Origin of the sequence: Spirosoma oryzicola, assembly GCF_021233055.1 — a bacterium.
In the GTDB taxonomy this organism is placed as follows: domain Bacteria; phylum Bacteroidota; class Bacteroidia; order Cytophagales; family Spirosomataceae; genus Spirosoma; species Spirosoma oryzicola.
Genome location: NZ_CP089538.1, coordinates 2,381,686 through 2,400,686, shown reverse-complemented (window position 1 = coordinate 2,400,686; position 19,001 = coordinate 2,381,686). Strand labels below are relative to the sequence as shown.

The window sequence follows — 19,001 nt, the reverse complement described above, 5'->3', positions numbered from 1 at the left end:
ACGCTACATTCATGATTATTACTCCTAAATCACCCAACGTTTCCCCGGAAAGCCGTATTCCAGAAAAGATTATTCTGGGAGTCGACCCAGGCACCCAGGTCGCCGGTTATGGCATCATTTCCGTTAAAGCGGGCGTGATGACTATGATTGAGCATGGCGTTGTTCAGTTGAGCAAATATACGACCTACCAACTGAAGCTCCAGAAACTCTACGAAACCATTCTGCGGCTGATCGATGAGTACCACCCCGACGAGATGGCGATTGAAGACCCATTCTTCGGTAAAAACGTGCAGGCCATGCTGAAGCTGGGCCGGGCGCAGGGGGTTGTGATGGCCGCTGCCCTGTCGCGCAATATTCCTATCGTGGAATACGCGCCCCGACGTATTAAACAGTCGGTGACGGGCAACGGGAACGCAAGTAAAGATCAGGTATCGCACATGGTCGGGCATCTGCTTGGCGAAAACCTGAATCCGCAGTTTTTCGACGCAACCGACGCGCTGGCGATTGCCGTTTGCCACCATTTCCACGCCAACGCGTTACCAACGGTGTCGAACAAGAAAACAAAAAAAGGGGCCTGGGGCGCCTTTGTGAGCGAAAATTCAGGGCGTGTTATGTAATAACTCCAGCCCGATCTTCTTCGGTCCCTTATACCATTAAAAAACGAATTGGCTGACCACGCTTACCGTAGTCAGCCAATTCGTTTTTTACGTCTTTCCCTTAGTACGATTCATAGTCGAAGCGTAAGGTTTGCGTCATGACGTTGTCCACACTCATTCGGCGAACGGAGGGCAGATTGGCGGCATTGTATTCATACTGATACGCCACAGTGGCCGTGCCCGTCGAGACCTGTGACCCAATCGTGGTCGTGGTGTTTGTCACCTGCCTCACTACGTTGTTCTTGCTCAGGTTCAGCACATTTTCCAGCCCACCGAAATAGGTTGCTACGAGGTTCGGCGAGTTAGCCTTGTTCACAAACCCACTGGGATAAGGTGCCGGAATCACGTACAACCCATAGAACGGATTGACTTTGTCGTCATGCGTGTAATCACTGACCGATTCCGTATTTCCACTTGGCCCTCGGAGCGGCAACGTTCGGGTATCCGTCAGGCGCGTCAAATTGTTGCCCGTGTAGCTAAACGAGTTAGAGCCCGTTATACTCAGCCCGCTTATCGAAAACTGCCGACCGCTGCGGATCAGTTGATTAGCGCTGTTGTAGGTAAATCCGAGGGTGAAGCCATTGAGATACGCTAATCCCGACAACTGACCCGCCGAATTGTAAGTGAATGTGTACTGCTCCGTAGGGTTGAACGGGTTGCCCCTCGGATACAGGATTGCCTGCCGCCGAAGCTGCGTCAACCGATTCTGAGCGTCGTACTGATACAGGCTGGTCTCTAGTTCAGAAACGGTACTATCCGGTGTCTGATATGTAAAAATTGAGCTGAGCCGCCCCTGACCATCGTACCGGAACGAACTGACTTTCGACACATTATTTGGTAGCTCTAAAGTTAACGTTTTGACCCGCAGCCGGGAAGCAGCCGAACCAGGGGTAACATCGGGAATGCGGTGATCGGAGCAGGTTGTCAGCCCTAACGCGATCGAAACCCCAATAAAATAGGTAAGTAATCGGTGTGTGATCATAATGGGTTGTGTTTAAAGAGGACAGTTAGCACTACGTATTCGTACGCATCATCACCACCTACGCATGTGATGAACAGAAAACAGCCGAATAAACCAGTCCTCGAACCGGCTTACTGTCAACTATTTATTAAAATAATTATAAACAGGAATACCTGTATGCTAATTTTTTATTTTTCGGCTAATCCGGAAGAAGTACCCGGCAAACAACCGGCTTGCCTACGGGTTTCGATCAGATACCAAATGGCTTACTGCTTCTTATTTTACCTTATGGTTTTTCAGCAGACGATTCATCTACCCGCCTACCCGCGCGGTTTTCACCTGATCACCCGACTTGTTGAGCGTGAGTTTACGGATATGCAACAGATTCGGTTGGGTTTGTTGCAGGTGTTTATTCAACACACGTCGGCCAGCCTGACCATCAATGAGAACGCGGACCCAACGGTTCGTGGTGATTTCGAGCGATTTTTCAATAAGACGGTACCGGAAAACGCCCCCTATTGCCAGCATAATTACGAAGGTTCCGATGACATGCCCGCTCATTTGAAAGCGGCTATGCTGGGTCATTCCGTTACCATTCCAATTACGAATGGTCGGCTTAATCTGGGCACCTGGCAGGGAATATATTTGGGTGAACACCGTGATAACGGGGGCCGCCGAACGCTTGTACTGACAGCCTGGGGCGAGTAGGCTCCTTCCCGAAATTGGGCGAATGATGCTGTTGCAGCGTCAGTATATAAAGGGGGAGGTGTCAGGTTCTCAAACCTGACACCTCCCCCTTTATATACTGAATTTACTTCCTAAACCGTCTTTTCAAAAAAGGGTGGTGTCAGTTTTGAGAAACCGACACCACCCTTTTTTGAAAAGATGAGCCTACCGAAGCAGCTTCCACACCTCCGCGACGCTCGTAACGGGTAATTGACAGGCGCGGTTGTAACAAACGTACAGGGCGGTTTTTCCGTCAATCGGTCCGCGATGCTGCAACAGGGGCAAATCACCTTTTCCAGTGGTACCACATAGCACTTTGTTCGGGTAAAACTCGGCATCCAGTTCCTGACGGACTAATTCGGCTTCGGGTCCGACGATGGCAATCTCCGCCGTTGGCCGGACACGCAGGGCAAACAAGGCCGCCCAATTGGTCAGGTAATCGGCATTTTGCTGAATCAACGACTGCACCCGCCCTACCATCCGGTCGGCTCGCTCGGCGTATTCGGGACGGTCCAGCAGCAAACTCAACGTGTATAGATTTTCGGCCATGATCGAATTCGACGACGGAATCACATTGTCGATCAGTTCTTTCCGCCGGGCAATCAGTTCTTCGCCATTTTTGTCCGTAAAGAAAAGGAGGTCGTCGGATGCCGGGTCCGGGTCGGTGAAATTGGTCAGCACGTATTTCGTTAGCTGGTCAGCCTCCGACAGCCAGTTTTCGGTAAACGTAGCCTGATAAAGCGCCACTAGTCCGTCGATCACGGCGGCATAATCTTCCAGGAAACCCGCCTGCCGGGCACGACCGTTCTTGTAGGTGTGCCACAAACGACCGTTGCGACTATCGCGCATGTTTTTCAGCAGGAAATACGCCAGCCGCAGGGCCAGCGTCAGGAACTCCAGTTCGCCAAACACGCGGTAAGCCGTTGCCAGCCCTTTGAGCATCAACCCGTTCCAGGAGCACAGAATCTTGTCGTCCAGGCCCGGTCGAATGCGTTGGTCGCGCACGCGCAACAGCCGCGTATGGGTCGCATCCAGCCGCACGTTCAGATCGGCCATTGTCCAGCCCATGCGTTCGATAAACGACTCGTCGGACTCAGTGCGGTGCAAAATGTTCGTACTCGGTTGACCGTGTCCCAGATCCCAGTTGCCTTCTTCGGTCAGGTTGTACAGTTCCGCAAACCAGCCGTAGTCATCACCCAGAATGCTACGCAGCTCCGGGGTGGTAAACGTATAAAACTTGCCTTCTACGCCTTCACTGTCGGCATCGAGCGCGGAATAAAAGCCACCCTCCGGACTGAGCAGTTCGCGTTGCGCAAAGCCAATCGTCTGGTAGACAACGTGTCGGTACAGCGGACTTTTGGTAAGGCTGTAAGCTTCGGCGTATAAGGTCAGCAGTTGCCCGTTGTCGTAAAGCATTTTTTCGAAGTGGGGCGCAAGCCAGTCCGCATCGGTCGAGTAGCGGGCAAAACCACCGCCGAGCTGATCGTAGATGCCGCCGAGGGCCATCCGGTCGAGGGTGATTCGGACCTGGTGCAAAGCCGCGTCGTTACCCGCGCCCGTAGCGACCGTAGTATCGTAGTAGCGCAACAGAAACCGCCAGACACTCGGCATCGGAAACTTCGGTGCGCGACGCATCCCGCCTTTTTCGTCGTCGGCTTTTACGGCTACTTTTCGGTAAAAGACATCCAGCGTTTCGGGCGAAAACAGCGGGTCGCCCTGCGTCAGTCCGTAGCGGTCCACGTCGGTCAGGTTCAGCTCCCGCGCAAAACCCTCCGCCGATTGTTCGAGGTCGCCCCGGTGCTCGGCGTACGCATCCCGGATGCTGACCAGCAGATTGATCCAGTTGCGTTGGGGCAGGTACGTAAGCCCGTAGAACGGTTTGGCATCCGGCATTAAGAAAACGTTCAGCGGCCAGCCGCCCTGAACGCCCATCGCCTGCACGGCATCCATGTAGATCGCATCTACATCCGGGCGCTCTTCCCGGTCCACTTTGATGCAGATAAAGTTGTCGTTCATCACCCGAGCCACCTCTTCCTTTTCGAAGGATTCCCGCTCCATGACGTGACACCAGTGGCAGGCGGAGTACCCGATACTCACCAGGATCGGTTTGTCTTCGTCAATGGCCCGGCGGAGCGCTTCCTCATTCCACGGGTACCAGTTGACCGGATTGTGGGCGTGCTGAAGCAGGTAAGGACTCGTTTCGTTGATAAGCTGATTGGGCATGATGGCAAGGTAGAAGTAAGCCTACCGGGTCAACAAAACCCGCTGGGTATAGCTTCCACGTTCGTTTTTTATGTTGAGTACGTACAGGCCAGCGGGCAGGTGAGCGGTTGCGATCACTTCCCGACTGGTGGCAACCGTCTTTTTCGCCACCGTCTGACCTTGTATCGTTAGTAACTCTAGTTCGGTCGGGGTGTTTGGTAGCTGGGGGAAAGTTACCGTCAGCTCCGTGCTGGCAGGGTTCGGCGAGACGCTGACCGACGCGAAAATAGGCTCGTTAGCCGTTACCGCGCTCATGTCGAACTGACACAGGTACACTTCCCGGCCCGTCAGCTCAATGGTCCGCTGCCACGATTTGTACCGCACAACCAGGCTCGTTTTCTGGTCGTCGCTGGTTGCGTACGAGTTATGAGCCGCAATCAGGATCTTGTTGTCTTTCACCACGCCCCGCCAAACGGGTAGTTGCTTGTCCATCAGATCGCGGGCGGGCGTTTCGATCACCAGCTCATAGGCTCCCTGAAACATATCGGCGAAGCGCGACAGCCGGTACAAACCATGCGTGAAGTGTTCGTAAGCCGCGTAGGTATCCGTGCGGGTTTGCTCGAACGACGGATTTTCCCACAGCCAAAGCCCCGATGCGCCCGAAAAGAACGGAAAAATCGCCGTTGCTTCGGCCATGAACGGCTGAATGAAATTTGGGTAACTGCTCGAACTGTCGTGATACCGCATCCACACCCAGGGCACCACGGGTTTGTTGCTCCAGGCCCGGTTTACTTCCACCTGAAATAATAGGTACGGCAAATAATCCCGCGCCAGTGGATTCGGGTAGTCGTAGTAGTAATAGGCCGATGGCGACAGGGCATCCAGCTGGTTGTAGTACGGCCCGCCTACCCCGCTGTTTTCCGACTCTTTCACGAGGTAATTTACCCGACTCAAATTCGTTGTCCAGTCGGTCCAGGTGTTGCCGATAACATTGAGATACGTGTTCAGAATGGGCGTATCGGCGTAGCTGGTCACCGACGTATTGGTCAGATCCGTATGCTGCCGGACGTAGGTGATGCCTTCCGCGTAGAGATTCCGCATGGCCGTTTTATAAGCCGTTACAAAAGCCGCGTCCGACAATTGCCGGTAGGTGTCGGGAATGGCCGCGTTTTGCTTGAGCGCCAGAATCCGCGTGTCGCTGGGCAGGATGCGTTCAATATCAAGCGCAAACCGACTGAACGGAATGATGTATTGCCCTGCCGCGTTCTTCTGCCCACTCGCCAGACTGGACAGATAGCGGTCCCACTTGGCCCGGTATGCGTTCAGGTCGTTGTTCCACGGACTAAACAATGTTTCCCACGGCTGGTTAATATCGGTTGCGAAACCATAGTATACGTTGGCACGTTGTCGGGCCGTAACCAGTGACCCCACTTCGTTGTCCCTGGCCGTAACCAGGTGGCTGAAGCCGTGCCGCAACGGACTCGCCTGCGAATCGGCAAAACGCGGACCGCCGTATATAACCGGAAATGGTAGGGTAAAGTCGGGAAAGCTGCTCCAATTGATCTGATTGGGTACGTTGACGGGAGTAAACGTTAACCGGTCAGCACACACTTGCTGGGCCAGCGCATCCGCCGTCATCAGACTCAGCAAACCGAGCAGACACCGGACAAGAACGACAGGTTGAAGGCGCATAGGTGAATTTTTCGCCAAAACTATCTAAAAACGGTGAAACGATGGCATTGATCAAACTTCGAACCCGTTGACGAAGAGTATACGGCACGGGTTTGTCGTTATACATCCGATCCGGGGTATGCAATCATAGACCAACCATTATAACAGTTAACTTCGTATCTTTGCAGCAGATGCTTACTAAAGGTTTTTGGCAACGGTTTATTCCGACTCGTGACGCCCACGCTCCCACAGCAGACGCTTGTTACTGGCGCGTTGACATGCACTCACACATGTTGCCCGGCATCGACGATGGCGTTGCTGATCTTGATGAAACGCTGACCTGCCTGAAACAGCTGGCCGACTGGGGTATTCAGAAGGTAATCACCACGCCCCACATCAGCCGCGACTGGTACCCCAACAGCACCGCCGACATTCGGCAGGGGCTGGTAGCCGTACAGGAACTCATTGCTGAACACCAGTTGCCGCTGACCATCGACGTAGCCGCCGAGTATCTACTGGACGATTTTTTCCTGTCGTTTCTCGAACAGGACGATTTGCTGAGCTTCGGCGAAAAACGGTATCTGCTGGTTGAAACCGGCTGGGCGTCGGCCCCCCTCCGACTGCCCGATATTCTGTTTCGAATACAGACGCACGGCTACATTCCCGTGCTGGCGCATCCCGAACGCTACAAGTACTACCATGCCGACCGCAACGCGCTGGCGAAAATACGGGAAACCGGCTGCCTGTTTCAACTGAACTGGATGTCGCTGTGCGGCCGCTACGGCTCCCAGGTCGAAAAGCAAGCCAGGTTTTTACTGCAACAACACTGGGTTGACTTTATCGGCAGCGACATGCACCGCCCCAACGACCTGCCCGCCATGGAACAGCTCTTCAAACCATCAACCATGAAATTGTTGGAAGACCAGACGTTGCTGAACAGCACGTTGTAATATATCACCTCGTTTTAGATTACGACAATAAACATAGCCAAATGATATTGAACATCACAAATGTTGATTTGTTACTTACAATAAATGTCTTAATCTATATTCAATAAAGAACTTGGGATATAAATAAAAATAACGTTTAATTAGTTTAGGTTCATCGATAATTCTAAAAACCCATCTTATGTTTAATGAATCAAATAATTTAGGATAATAGTTTTCTTTTTTCGCAATTTGATGCAAATAACCTCCACAAGTAAAGCCATATCCTGACCATCCCATCATTTTTAGATCAATCAAGAACTTCTCTTGATGAGGAGTCCCCATACCACATATTACAAAATCAAAATTATTTTTATGTATATGATTTAACACTTCTTGCCTTTGTGTTAAATCATCAAAGTATCCACTACTAAAATAATTTACCTTAATGGAATATTTTTTTTCTATAATTGCAACAGCTGCTATTATATTTACTTGAGTAGATCCAACAATAGCTAAAGTTAGCTTACGCTCTTTAATAAAGTTAAACACAATAGGAGCAAGAGACGTATCGTCGAAGCTGAACCTGTTGATTTTTTTCGATTCGTGTTTATTAACAGTTTTCACTAGAGATATACCGTCAACATGCCAATGATCTATATTTGTAGCAATAGTTGGATTGTTTTTTAAAACAAGCATTGAATAAGGGTTTACAAAGGATGTAATTCCTTTGACAATTTCAAAATTCTTAACTTTACCAATTATAGTAGCCCAAGGATTACTTACCATAAGTTAAACTAGTTATTGATTACTTTTAAAAACTCACTAGACATTTTCTCAACAGTGAAATCCGAGGCTCGAACTAACGAACGATGCGATAGGTAAGACAATTTGTCATTATCGGTGAGTATGCTCTTTATTTGTATGCCCCACATATCTGCATCTTCAGCGGGCAGCAATATACCATTTAAGGTACCATCATCAGATATGACAACGTCCTTCTGTGAATCTATGTCGCTTGTGAGGACTGGAACTCCCATAGACATTGCTTCAATCAAAGCATTACTTAATCCTTCAAATAAAGATGGCATCACAAATAAATCAATCGCTTTTAGAAAAAGAGGTATATAATCATGTCTGATCTCTCCTAGTAATATGACTTTATCATTCAATCCCAGCTTATCAATCAACAATGAAGTTTCCAGTCTCAATTCTCCTTCACCCGCAATGACAAGAATGCCTGTGTCTACTTTTGCCATTGCTTCAATTAATGTTTTATGGTTTTTTTGATAACTCAATCTACCGATAGTACCAATTATCTTACTATCAATAGGTAAACCTAATTGTTGTCTAGCTTCTCTTTTTCCAATATTTAATGTTAATGCCTCTATACCATTGTTTATTACTGTGATGCGCTCATAAATATGTGTAGGGTAGAATTCAAAAGAACTTTTTGTTGACTTTGAAACCGCCGTTATTTGAGTATATATTCTCCTCTTCGCACAAAATTCATCTATCTGTAACCAAAGTTTTGACATATCTCCCCAACTAGGATTACGGTGCGATGCTATTCTAGTTTTTACTCCAGCCAAATATGCGCACAAAAGTCCTAAAATATTTGCATAATGGGTGAAGGTAATTACCACATCAGGCTTGTCGCGCTTAAATTTTCTAATAAGCTTATAAGAAATAAATATATAGTCTAATGGAGATGTGATTAATCTATTTTGAACTACAGAAATATGTTCAATACCTTTAAAGCTATCCCGCTTTTTATACAAAAATAAATTTTCACAAGAAATACCTTTGTTTCTAAATTGCTGAGACAATTTAATTGATGCTCTTTGTGCACCGCCTGCTTCAAGTTGAGTGCATATAATGAAAACTTTCATTTGGAAATTAAACTTTTTTTAAAATTATTATCCAACAATTTTAATACTCTATCTTCATAAGAAAGCGTATAATCGATATCAATATCTGAAACACATGAAGTAAGAACTTTTTCCTTATATGAATCAAAGGTTGTAATAAACTTAGCTGGACTTCCTCCCACAATGGTATTGTCTGGAATAGATTTGGAGACAACACTTCCTGCACCTATAACAACGTTATTACCTATTCTCACACCAGGCAACAATAAGGTATTCATTCCTATAAAAACGTTATTACCTATAATAATTTTTTTGTATAAATATCTTCGACCTTTTAAATCTTTAACTAAGCATGTAGAACCATCATGAGTGATAAAAGTAACTCCTTTCGTGATAGTCACATTATTACCAATCTCAATTAAAAAGGGTTCAGATCCAAATCTTCTAATATACAATCTACAATCATGGCCTACCTTAACGCCTACTTTTCTAGCATAATAACTAGTGCCTTTTATTAAAGACAAAACAAAATAAAAAACTTTTCTAAATCTCATATATATCAAATATTAACTAAAAAACTGTACAACTTTTTGCTTAATATTCTAGAACTGAAGTTGTTTTTAGCCAATTCCTTTGCTTTATCACCTAGCTCAGAAATTAATATGGGATTTTCTAATAAGTGCAAAATTGCATCTGCTATCTGTTCAGCTGACTCTGGTTCAACAAGTAATGAATTCTCCTTGTCTACTAAATAATTTGTAACATCTCCCACTCGGGTAGCTACTACTGCCCTTCCAGATGCCAAATACTCACCGAGCTTAAAAGGAAAACCTGCATGAGATAACTTAGAATTATTTCTTGGCATACAAAATATATCAGCACTATTTAATTCTTTATAATACTGCTCATGAGTCAAATATCCTTTGTTTATGATCTTAGAATTACTGTCTATTAATTTTTGTATCTTGTTGTACTCGTTTTTAACTATTGACTTACCAGATAAGACTAATTTAATATTTTGATATTTAGCTTGAACTATATTGAATGCTTCAATCAAATATTCTATGCCGTCTTTACCTAAAAAGAAAGAACCGCCATAGAATATTTTAAACTCCTTCTTCGAAGGATCGAATCTCTTCTTACCTTCAAACTTTTCCAAGTTTACAGTTATAGGTATATATTCAATAGTAGTATTATTTCCAGCAATACCAACTAACAACTTCTGTAAGTGCGAAGATATCACTATTATTCCATCTCCCAAATAATTAACTTTCCTCAAAAGATAAATAGATGTCTTCATTCTAAGCCATCCCAAAAAACTAGAGAATGAGGTAGCATATCTATTATCTTCTACTATATCAAAAACTATTTTATATTTTAGATATTTAGCATAAATGATCAACAAAATATTTTTTATATCTGGATAACCATAATTGTAAATTATATTTTTACAATTATCTTTTTTCATACTTCGAATATATAAGAATCCATCAACATAAAACTTTATCACAGAAAATATGTTCAAAGGGTTTTTATAGCCTATATATAAGTAATTTATTCCATCAGCAATGCCATTTTTTCCTATCAAATCTTTTTCATATGTGTGTGTCAATGCCAAATTACTGACAATAATCTTGTCATTTCCTATTAGTGGGTCTAAGAGGTTCCTCACTCGCATCGTACCAGCCATTCCTTGCACAAGTGAAACATTTTGAACTAAAATGTTAATTTTATTAATCATGACATGCGTTGATTATTGTTACCGTTCACTATGTTGCTATATATGTTATAAGTCTTTAAAGCAATATTATCCCAATTGTAATCAGTTGAAGAACTAAAATTATCAACGCCTTTTTGTAGTTTCTTCAATGTCGGCTTATCGTTGTACAACTTCAAAATTGCTTCCGCTAATGACTGTGTCGAACCAGGCTCTACCAACAAACCGTTTTCTCCGTCAATAATTACGTCCCTAAATGATTCTAAACTACTTGCTACTATTGGTCTATTAAAAACAAAACTTGTCATAACTATTCCACTTTGTGACGCCGATGTATAAGGGCATAATACTACATCTGAATTAACATTTAAATATGCCACCTCTTCATTAGTGAGTTTTTTATTAATAATAATATACTTATTATTATAATTTATATCAAGCAACTCATCACAATCTCCTTGACCAGCAATTATTATTCGTAAATCTGGCGTTAGATGATCTATTAGGGAAATTGCATTAATCAATGTATTTAATCCTTTGTATTTTCTCAATAGACCATAAAATAATATATATAGTTCTCCTTTTTCTCGTTTAACAAGTGAAATATCGTTAATATTAAACAAATTATAAGTCTCGAATAAACCGAAATTCACAACATAAACTTTTTCTTTATTCAATTTGTAATTTTCACATAATTGATTATAAGATCTATTTGAATGAACTATGATATGTTTACCTTTATCTGTTAAGTAATCTATTATTTTAAAACTCGTTTTTTGTTGAACATAATGATTGGCAACTTCGTGCAACGAATGCACTATTTTTTCGTTTTTCAAATACTTATGAAAATACACGAACAAGTCATCTTGTCCAACTAAATTTATTATATCATAATTATTATTTGATATTTTTTTAGAGATGAACTTCAATAATATTCTGTTTATAAATTTGTATTTTTTGTTACGACTAAATAGCCTTATCAAATTCAAACTTATGCCTGTATACTTTTCATAATAAAGCTTTAAGTTAGAATACTCCATATTAATGGGTGTAATGCCTAGCTTAGATATAGTTTTTTTAAAATCAAAAGCGTATGATTCTTTATCTTTTATCGACGTAATGTAATAGTAGTCAACATCAATATTTCTTTCTGCTAAATACTTAACTAAAGGCAAAGTGCTTTCAGAATAGTTATATGCTATTAACGCGATTTTCATACATTGATTTATGTTTTATAATTTGAATTATGTAAAGTGAAAGTACTATAGGCATGACGAAATTTTCGCTATACGTACCATAATTTGTTAATCCATTTAATGCAATAAAATACATGAAGAAGAAAGCGTATTCATAGCCTTTCACTTGTTTCAACTTGAATATTTTTAAGTATATAACCAAGTATGCGATAATGGACAATAATCCTAGATAAACATACAACCCAAAAAATCCCAAATCTTCAACCCAATAATATTTATCGTGAAGCTTCATCATTTGTAAACCATAGGCACTTTTATTACCATAAGCGAATCCATTTCCAAACAATAAAGTTACTGACGATTGTTGAAAGTCATTTAAAAAATATAGAAGAGATTGATATCTTATATAATTACTTAATACGGATACTTCATTACCTGTTTTTTCAATTAGCATCTGTACTTGTGGTGTATTATATATTAAGTCAAACAAAAAAATCAAACATATAACAGAAACTATCCTTACATATTTGTTTTGTTTTTTTATAATAAATATAAAAGCTAACAGACTTGCAGATGCAATATACATTCGCTCAGCCGTAGCCAATATACACGTGTATGATATTACACTAAAAAGAATCCATTTCACTTTGCTTGTTAAAAAAAATTTAGAAATAGACATAAAAAAGAATAAAAACAAAAAACCTATACCATTAATTATTATTCTTTGAATACCTCTTTCATCATCAAAATCTTGAAAATGCAATATTTTAATTGGATACATTATAAAACTTATACAATATAGTATTATATAACAAATACCAAATATTAATATTACTCTCTCAACTGTGATTGTTTTTATCCTTTTGTACGTTATAAAGAGGAATGTAAGGTAACTTCCTACTGGGAAAATAGTCGCGAAAATTGAATGCAATAAAAACTGCTTTTTTAAAACTGTTGCCATTGCTATTGCAAGAATAATTGATAAAATTAATATTTTTATCGGCTTACTGAAATATGATTTATAAACTTTTATAAAGAATAAATAATTATACGGAATTATTAATATTAACAATACGCCATAAATATAATTATTAATATTAAAGCTTAGATTAGCTAGAAAGCTAGGATTAAAAAACTTTATTGATGCCGCTACATACGTTAACAATATTATTAAATTTTTACGCTCGTTTGACCTATATCGAATAGAAATTTTACTTAAAGTAGTCGGATTTAATCTCTTTTGTAAGTCCATCATATATCCCGTGAATTACCTCCTTTACCTGTTTAAAATTAATATTGATAGCACCTTTCATTAATAGGTGTGTAGCATACCACCACGCTTCATATTTTAAATTATGCTTTTTCATGAAAACACCTTTGTTAACACGGTATCGCCAAAACCTATTTCTTATAAAGAAATAGGGCCTTGGGCATCGGTGCATTGGAAATGAGGTTTTTTTATGTTTATGTATAGCATCTTTTGCTGTTAATGTGATTATTCCTAATTCAATTATTCTATCTGTATATTCATATTCATCACCCCAAATAAAAAAACTTTTATTTGGATACCCTATTAAATCTATCAACTTTTCGTTTAATAATATTGCATTAAATGGCCCACCTATATCGTATATAACTTCATTTGCGGAATTTTTAAATTTTCTCTCAAAATGTGACGAACCATTAAAATCAATTAGATTTGGAGCAACATACCAAACATTATTCTTCAGAGCTAAGTTGTATAAAATTTCTAAACAGTTATGTTCGGGCAATCCATCGTCATCCATTATCCATAACCATTTATAACCATTTAAGTGTGCAAACTTTATCCCTTCATGAAAACCACCTGCTCCTCCCAGATTGTCTTGGTTTATTACTGTTATATCATTTTGAAGCGATAGCCATTGCCTAGTAGAATCTGTGCTACCATTATTCACTACAATTATAGAACTTTGTTTTGTTTGATTTCTTACAGCATTGATACATTTCTCAAGCAATTCTTTTCTATTATGAGTTACAATTACTGTTGCTATGATTTGTCCATTTTGCTTCATTTTTTTTCTTTTTAAACAACGCTAATTAAAACTCTTCAACCACTGTCTCTATTTTGTAATATTTTTTATACCATTTTATAAAATTATAAATACCCGTTTCTATACTAGTATCTGGTTTATAGTTAAATTGATTTGTTGATTCATCGATATCTGCCCAAGTTTCTGGAAGGTCGCCTGCTTGTATATCTAACATTTCCATTTTAGCAGTCTCCTCCATATTCTTCTCTATTTCTTTGATAAAAGAAATAAGTTCAATGGGATTATTGTTTCCTATGTTGTATATTTTATAAGGAGCCTTTGAAGTCGATGGTTCTGGTTTTTCACCACACCATTCGAATGATGGTTTAGCAGGACAATCTAATATATTGATTATACCCTTTATTACGTCATCTACGTACGTAAAGTCTCTTTTCATCTTACCATGATTAAAAACTTTTATATTTTTTCCTTTACTGATAGAATCAGCAAATAAGAAATATGCCATATCTGGCCTTCCCCAAGGTCCATACACAGTAAAAAACCGTAAACCAGTCGTTGGTAAATTGTATAGATGGCTATATGTATGAGCCATTAACTCATTTGCTTTTTTTGTTGCAGCATATAATGATACTGGATGATCAACATTCTGATTGATACTAAATGGCATTTTTTCATTTAAACCATATACACTTGATGAGCTTGCATAAATCAAGTGTTTTATTTTAAAATATCTAGATACTTCTAAAATATTCAGGAAACCAACAACGTTTGATTGTACATAAATGTCAGGATTTTCTACTGAATATCTCACTCCTGCTTGTGCAGCTAAGTGTATGATTATATCGAATTGCTCTCTCGCACATAAAGCTAACAACTGAGCTTTATCTTCAAGATTCAGTCTTATAAATTTATAGTTAATGTACTTGCTACTTTTAACCTCTTTATACCATTCAATGTCTCTTTTATTTATACCGCTTTCTTCTAGACGAGCATATTTCAGGCTAGAATCGTAATATTTATTTATATTATCAACACCAACTATTGTATTTTCAGTTGATGCTAGTGCTTCAACTAGATGAAACCCTATGAACCCAGCGCTTCCTGTAACTAATATTTTCATTTTACTTGTAGTGTTAAAATTGGTTTACCACACGTTTGCATTTCCTCTTACCATAGATTTTATTGTTAGCCAACAAATCCACAAGTCTAGACATGAAGACTTTCTCCTATTATAAAAACGATCATACTTTACGCGATGCACCATTTTGATATCTTCGTTTGTTTCTCCACGGCAGCCTCGAACCTGTGCTAGTCCTGTTATTCCTGGCCTAACGCGATATCGTTTTCTATATTCTGGCATGGTGTTCCAGAACTGAGCGCTATGTTGCAACGCGTGTGGTCTAGGGCCTACAATGCTCATGTCGCCTTTCAGTACGTTCAAGAATTGAGGCATCTCGTCCAGATTGGTTCTTCGTAAGAATCGACCAATCGGTGTTACCCGACTGTCATTCTTGATTGCTTGTTTGAAAGATGCAGCCGGGTTATGGGTCATGGTCCGAAACTTTAGGCAGTTGAAGGCGATTCCCCGATAGCCCGTTCGCTTCTGGATGTACAGCACTGGTCCTGCCGAGGTTAGTCGAATGATGATTCCCACGAGGGGAATCATCCAGGACAAAATCATGATGGTGACGAGAAAGGCAAAACACACGTCAAAGATGCGCTTTCCTGTCTGTTGGTATGTAAGGTCGCTACGCCTGGAACCTAGCTCAGCGTATACATACAAGGGTTTGTAGTGTGAGTCAAGACTAAGCATATTCGTTAAGTAGTTGGTGTTGCACGTATAAAAGTGAATCAGCAATCTGCGTGTCACGAACTCAGTTGGCCTTTAAGCACCGCTCTCCAATTGGCCTTTTTTGGGTGAGCCGCCGTAGTAATCGCCGTAGCTGTAGTTGTAGTAATACGATTCGCCCTCGCCTACACCGTTCAGGATAATGCTTAGTTTCTGAAAGCGATTTTCCTTGTACAGCGTATCAACCATTTTCAGGTGGTTCTTTGGCGTGTGGTCATGGCGCACCAGGAACATCGTAGCATCGGCAAAGGGAGCAATCAATTGTGAGTCGGTTACCAAACCTACCGGGGGCGAATCAACGAGGACGTAGTCGAACCGCTCTTTCAATTCGCTGAACAGTTGAGCCAGTCGGGGCGAACTCAACAACTCAGCCGGGTTTGGTGGCAGCGGACCCGCCGTAATGATGTAATAGTTCTCGTACCCCATGATGGGTTGTAACAACTCATCAATGGTAGCTTCGCCAATCAGGTAGTTACTCAGCCCGGCCCGGTTTTCGATATGCAGGCTCTTGTGCAGCTTGGGCTTCCGCAAATCCATTTCCAGAATCACCGTCGGGCGATCTACCAGCGCCAGACTAGCCCCCAGGTTCAACGAAATAAACGACTTGCCTTCTCCGCTGATGCTGGACGTAAAGAGCAGCACCTGACTGTCGTGCGGGTCAGACCGTAAAAACTGGAGGTTCGTTCGAATGGCCCGGATTTGTTCGCCAACAACCGACTGCATCCGTGGTCTGAATACCAGGTTATCCGCCGTTAGCTGACGGCTTTTTACGACTTCGCCCAAAATTGGAATCTGGGTTACGTCTTCTACGTCCGAACGACGCAATACGCGGTTGTTCAGGGCATCTTTAGCCGTAATGAATCCGACCGGAACCAGCATACCGAAGGCAGCAAACAAGGCAAAGATCATTAGCTTAACCGGCTTGATGGGTTTACTACCGGTCCGAGCCGCATCCACCGTCCGGCTGTCCGATACGGTCGAAGCCGCCGACAAAGCCGTTTCTTCCCGCTTTTGCAGCAGGTACGTATACAGCCCGTTTTTGATCGCCTGTTGGCGGGTTATGTTCAGGAGCGCGCGCTCTTTGCCGGGAACTGTACGGATCATGCTTTCGATGCGCTTGTTGTTCGCAACCAACTGATTCTGATTGCTGGTCAGCTGCTGGCGAATCGTCTGAACGTTTTCGCCAATGCTGGCCTTCATCGTTTTCAGCTGGCTATCCAGCGATTGCAGCAACGGGTTATTCGGCGACATGGTGCGCGATACTTCTTCCCGCTTCAATTCCAGTTCGGCTACTTTCGTCAGCAGGCCCGTCAAAATCGGATCACTGAATCCTAGCGTGGCCGGTGCTAATCCTTTTTCATTCGATTGATGTTGAATATACCGCTCAATATCGTTCAGGGCGTTGAGCCGCATGTTCGTCTCCGTCAGTTGTGTATCGTTTTCTTTGACCGTTGTCAGAAACGTTTGCGCCTGTACGCTTAGGTCCGTAATGCCCTGCGTTGATTTATACAGTTCAACCTCTTTCTCAACGGTTGACAGTTCACCCGAAATCAGGGCCAACCGGTCTTCAATAAAGTTGAGCGTGTTGTTGGCTTCTTTGTTTTTGTCAACGATGGCTTCCCGGTTGTACTCGCTGATCAACTGGTTCAGAATCGCTTCGCCCTTGTCCGGTACGGTTTCTTCGAGCGTCATCACCAATACCGTCGATTGTTTCGCCGTTGGCTCTACTTTCAATCCGGCCAAGTAGCCTTCTACCGCACCGGCATGATCGGCTACTGCGACAATAACGGGTTCCAGAGCACTTGTCAAGGGCTTACGGGCAAATACGCGTAGCTGGCCGTAAGGCGTCTTGATGCTTTGATTCACGGGATAAGCCGTTCCGTTCAGCTTTACCGTCTTCCCGTCCACAAAGGAAATTTCCAGTTCTTCGTTGTACAGCTCCGAAACCGGCTTCTCGACCAGCAACCGAATGGGTGATTCATTGTAAATCTCTTTGTTGACGGTCTTTGTCGGATGGTAATACCGAACATCCAGTCCCAGGTTATTCACAACCCGGTCCATCAGCGTGAAGGATTTGAGAATCTCCATTTCATTCTCTACAACCTTACTGCTGCTGAACAGGTCAAGCTCTTTCATCAGGCTCTCCTGCGACATGCCTTTCTTTTCGTCTTTGATCAACAGACTGGCCTGCACTTTATAGACCGGCGACTGGTACAGCGAATACACGTAGGCAGCCGCCAGCGCCAGAATCAGCGAAGCCACGAACCAGGGCCAGTTGCGCACATACCGCATGAGCATGGCACGGAGGTTAACCTGTGGCTCGATCTCGTAAGCCTGGTAAGGAGTATATGGGTTTGGATTCGTAACCATGTCGGTTGGTGTTAAAAACGGCTAGCAATAATGGCTATAAAGGATAGAGCACTCAGAATAATCGGTAAGGTCTGGTACGTCCGGTCGGCGTTGGCAACGCGTGCTTTACCGGGTTCAACGTACACCACGTCGTTGGGACGCAGGTAATAGTAAGGCGACTTAAACATATCCCGTTTGGTCAGATCAACGCGGTTGAACGTCCGCTGTCCGTTTTCTTCGCGAATGATCAGCACGTTGTCCCGACGACCGTAGATGGTGATATCACCGGCCAGACCCAGGGCAGCGGGCAACGAAATTTGCTCGTTCGGAATCGAAAAAAGCGACGGACGCGCTACCTCGCCCGATATGGCAATCTGAAAATTCAGGTTGCGCACGTTCACGGTCGGTTCTTTAAGATACTCAAGTAGTTTCTGCCGAATCTGCGCTGCGGCCTGGGTGTTGGTCAACCCCAGAACGATTTGCGGACCGATCAGCGGCAATTCGATCTTTCCTTCTTCGTTCACCAGATAACCCGGTGTATACGGCAAGGGCGTCGTTGGCGTTGTCGTCTGTGGCCCGTTAGCCCGCTCCGCCATTGTGATTGTTGCGTAGGGGTTAAAGAAGGCCGTCGCTTCGGGACTCAGGCTGCTTACCTGCACCGACAGCACATCACCGGCTTTAATGGTCGGTATGTAGCGGGGAGCCAACGCAATGGTATCTTTCCCAGCCGCATCCGACTGATACAACGCTAGTTCTTTACTGGAAATGCAACTGGATAAGCACGCACACAAACCAATAACCAAATAAACCGCCTGTGCCCGCATTTTGCGCAAATTCATACTCT

The 19,001-nt window shown here is 43.1% G+C and carries 17 protein-coding genes; 3 read left to right on the top strand and 14 right to left on the bottom strand.

What is annotated here, in order from left to right; translation table 11 throughout:
- The first annotated feature begins 11 nt into the window (after window positions 1-11).
- On the top strand, window positions 12-617 hold the full coding sequence (gene ruvC, locus LQ777_RS09785) for a crossover junction endodeoxyribonuclease RuvC (protein WP_232562332.1): 606 nt from the start codon (window positions 12-14) through the stop codon (window positions 615-617).
- 100 nt (window positions 618-717) lie between these two features.
- On the opposite strand, the gene LQ777_RS09780 is transcribed toward ruvC, so the two are convergent.
- Complete coding sequence (locus LQ777_RS09780) at window positions 718-1,638, bottom strand: hypothetical protein (protein WP_232562331.1); 921 nt, start codon at window positions 1,636-1,638, stop codon at window positions 718-720.
- Window positions 1,639-1,905: 267 nt separating this feature from the next.
- Here LQ777_RS09780 and LQ777_RS09775 point away from each other — a divergent pair, with 267 nt between their 5' ends.
- Window positions 1,906-2,325: a secondary thiamine-phosphate synthase enzyme YjbQ gene (locus tag LQ777_RS09775; protein ID WP_232562829.1), complete on the top strand. Its 420-nt coding sequence runs from the start codon at window positions 1,906-1,908 to the stop codon at window positions 2,323-2,325.
- Window positions 2,326-2,508: 183 nt separating this feature from the next.
- Here LQ777_RS09775 and LQ777_RS09770 read toward each other — a convergent pair whose 3' ends face one another.
- Both LQ777_RS09770 and LQ777_RS09765 read right to left on the bottom strand, forming a co-directional pair.
- Complete coding sequence (locus tag LQ777_RS09770) at window positions 2,509-4,566, bottom strand: thioredoxin domain-containing protein (protein ID WP_232562330.1); 2,058 nt, start codon at window positions 4,564-4,566, stop codon at window positions 2,509-2,511.
- Window positions 4,567-4,587: 21 nt separating this feature from the next.
- Complete coding sequence (locus LQ777_RS09765) at window positions 4,588-6,237, bottom strand: T9SS type A sorting domain-containing protein (RefSeq protein WP_232562329.1); 1,650 nt, start codon at window positions 6,235-6,237, stop codon at window positions 4,588-4,590.
- A gap of 170 nt (window positions 6,238-6,407) precedes the next feature.
- Here LQ777_RS09765 and LQ777_RS09760 point away from each other — a divergent pair, with 170 nt between their 5' ends.
- Window positions 6,408-7,166, top strand: a complete 759-nt coding sequence (locus LQ777_RS09760; RefSeq protein WP_232562328.1) for a tyrosine-protein phosphatase — start codon at window positions 6,408-6,410, stop codon at window positions 7,164-7,166.
- Window positions 7,167-7,241: 75 nt separating this feature from the next.
- On the opposite strand, the gene LQ777_RS09755 is transcribed toward LQ777_RS09760, so the two are convergent.
- The 11 genes from LQ777_RS09755 to LQ777_RS09705 form a co-directional block, all read right to left on the bottom strand.
- Window positions 7,242-7,931 carry a WecB/TagA/CpsF family glycosyltransferase gene (locus LQ777_RS09755; RefSeq protein WP_232562327.1) on the bottom strand — a complete coding sequence of 230 codons (690 nt, stop codon included), beginning with the start codon at window positions 7,929-7,931 and terminating at the stop codon, window positions 7,242-7,244.
- Window positions 7,932-7,939: 8 nt separating this feature from the next.
- Window positions 7,940-9,034: a glycosyltransferase family 4 protein gene (locus LQ777_RS09750; protein ID WP_232562326.1), complete on the bottom strand. Its 1,095-nt coding sequence runs from the start codon at window positions 9,032-9,034 to the stop codon at window positions 7,940-7,942.
- A complete protein-coding gene (locus tag LQ777_RS09745; RefSeq protein ID WP_232562325.1) occupies window positions 9,031-9,567 on the bottom strand; it encodes an acyltransferase in 537 nt (178 codons plus the stop codon). Before LQ777_RS09745 ends, LQ777_RS09750 begins: the two co-directional genes overlap by 4 nt.
- A 5-nt stretch (window positions 9,568-9,572) precedes the next feature.
- Window positions 9,573-10,754: a glycosyltransferase family 4 protein gene (locus tag LQ777_RS09740; RefSeq protein ID WP_232562324.1), complete on the bottom strand. Its 1,182-nt coding sequence runs from the start codon at window positions 10,752-10,754 to the stop codon at window positions 9,573-9,575.
- A complete protein-coding gene (locus LQ777_RS09735; RefSeq protein ID WP_232562323.1) occupies window positions 10,751-11,947 on the bottom strand; it encodes a glycosyltransferase family 4 protein in 1,197 nt (398 codons plus the stop codon). Before LQ777_RS09735 ends, LQ777_RS09740 begins: the two co-directional genes overlap by 4 nt.
- Entirely contained in the window at window positions 11,922-13,181 is a 1,260-nt protein-coding gene (locus LQ777_RS09730) for a hypothetical protein (RefSeq protein ID WP_232562322.1), read from the bottom strand. Before LQ777_RS09730 ends, LQ777_RS09735 begins: the two co-directional genes overlap by 26 nt.
- Complete coding sequence (locus LQ777_RS09725) at window positions 13,138-13,980, bottom strand: glycosyltransferase family 2 protein (RefSeq protein ID WP_232562321.1); 843 nt, start codon at window positions 13,978-13,980, stop codon at window positions 13,138-13,140. The genes LQ777_RS09730 and LQ777_RS09725 overlap by 44 nt, the downstream gene beginning before the upstream one ends.
- A gap of 25 nt (window positions 13,981-14,005) precedes the next feature.
- A complete protein-coding gene (locus LQ777_RS09720; protein WP_232562320.1) occupies window positions 14,006-15,079 on the bottom strand; it encodes an NAD-dependent epimerase in 1,074 nt (357 codons plus the stop codon).
- Window positions 15,080-15,103: 24 nt separating this feature from the next.
- Window positions 15,104-15,625 carry a sugar transferase gene (locus LQ777_RS09715; RefSeq protein WP_232562828.1) on the bottom strand — a complete coding sequence of 174 codons (522 nt, stop codon included), beginning with the start codon at window positions 15,623-15,625 and terminating at the stop codon, window positions 15,104-15,106.
- A 219-nt stretch (window positions 15,626-15,844) separates the two neighbouring features.
- Window positions 15,845-18,178, bottom strand: a complete 2,334-nt coding sequence (locus LQ777_RS09710) for a GumC family protein (RefSeq protein WP_232562319.1) — start codon at window positions 18,176-18,178, stop codon at window positions 15,845-15,847.
- A gap of 11 nt (window positions 18,179-18,189) precedes the next feature.
- Window positions 18,190-18,996, bottom strand: coding sequence for a polysaccharide biosynthesis/export family protein (locus LQ777_RS09705; protein ID WP_232562318.1), 807 nt, complete (start codon window positions 18,994-18,996; stop codon window positions 18,190-18,192).
- Window positions 18,997-19,001 lie beyond the last annotated feature (5 nt).

Bases quoted from the DNA above. Each gene is read 5' to 3' on its own strand.
- ruvC (WP_232562332.1), top strand. From the start codon at position 12: ATGATTATTACTCCTAAATCACCCAACGTTTCCCCGGAAAGCCGTATT.
- LQ777_RS09780 (WP_232562331.1), bottom strand. From the start codon at position 1,638: ATGATCACACACCGATTACTTACCTATTTTATTGGGGTTTCGATCGCG.
- LQ777_RS09775 (WP_232562829.1), top strand. From the start codon at position 1,906: ATGGTTTTTCAGCAGACGATTCATCTACCCGCCTACCCGCGCGGTTTT.
- LQ777_RS09770 (WP_232562330.1), bottom strand. From the start codon at position 4,566: ATGCCCAATCAGCTTATCAACGAAACGAGTCCTTACCTGCTTCAGCAC.
- LQ777_RS09765 (WP_232562329.1), bottom strand. From the start codon at position 6,237: ATGCGCCTTCAACCTGTCGTTCTTGTCCGGTGTCTGCTCGGTTTGCTG.
- LQ777_RS09760 (WP_232562328.1), top strand. From the start codon at position 6,408: ATGCTTACTAAAGGTTTTTGGCAACGGTTTATTCCGACTCGTGACGCC.
- LQ777_RS09755 (WP_232562327.1), bottom strand. From the start codon at position 7,931: ATGGTAAGTAATCCTTGGGCTACTATAATTGGTAAAGTTAAGAATTTT.
- LQ777_RS09750 (WP_232562326.1), bottom strand. From the start codon at position 9,034: ATGAAAGTTTTCATTATATGCACTCAACTTGAAGCAGGCGGTGCACAA.
- LQ777_RS09745 (WP_232562325.1), bottom strand. From the start codon at position 9,567: ATGAGATTTAGAAAAGTTTTTTATTTTGTTTTGTCTTTAATAAAAGGC.
- LQ777_RS09740 (WP_232562324.1), bottom strand. From the start codon at position 10,754: ATGATTAATAAAATTAACATTTTAGTTCAAAATGTTTCACTTGTGCAA.
- LQ777_RS09735 (WP_232562323.1), bottom strand. From the start codon at position 11,947: ATGAAAATCGCGTTAATAGCATATAACTATTCTGAAAGCACTTTGCCT.
- LQ777_RS09730 (WP_232562322.1), bottom strand. From the start codon at position 13,181: ATGATGGACTTACAAAAGAGATTAAATCCGACTACTTTAAGTAAAATT.
- LQ777_RS09725 (WP_232562321.1), bottom strand. From the start codon at position 13,980: ATGAAGCAAAATGGACAAATCATAGCAACAGTAATTGTAACTCATAAT.
- LQ777_RS09720 (WP_232562320.1), bottom strand. From the start codon at position 15,079: ATGAAAATATTAGTTACAGGAAGCGCTGGGTTCATAGGGTTTCATCTA.
- LQ777_RS09715 (WP_232562828.1), bottom strand. From the start codon at position 15,625: ATGATTCCCCTCGTGGGAATCATCATTCGACTAACCTCGGCAGGACCA.
- LQ777_RS09710 (WP_232562319.1), bottom strand. From the start codon at position 18,178: ATGGTTACGAATCCAAACCCATATACTCCTTACCAGGCTTACGAGATC.
- LQ777_RS09705 (WP_232562318.1), bottom strand. From the start codon at position 18,996: ATGAATTTGCGCAAAATGCGGGCACAGGCGGTTTATTTGGTTATTGGT.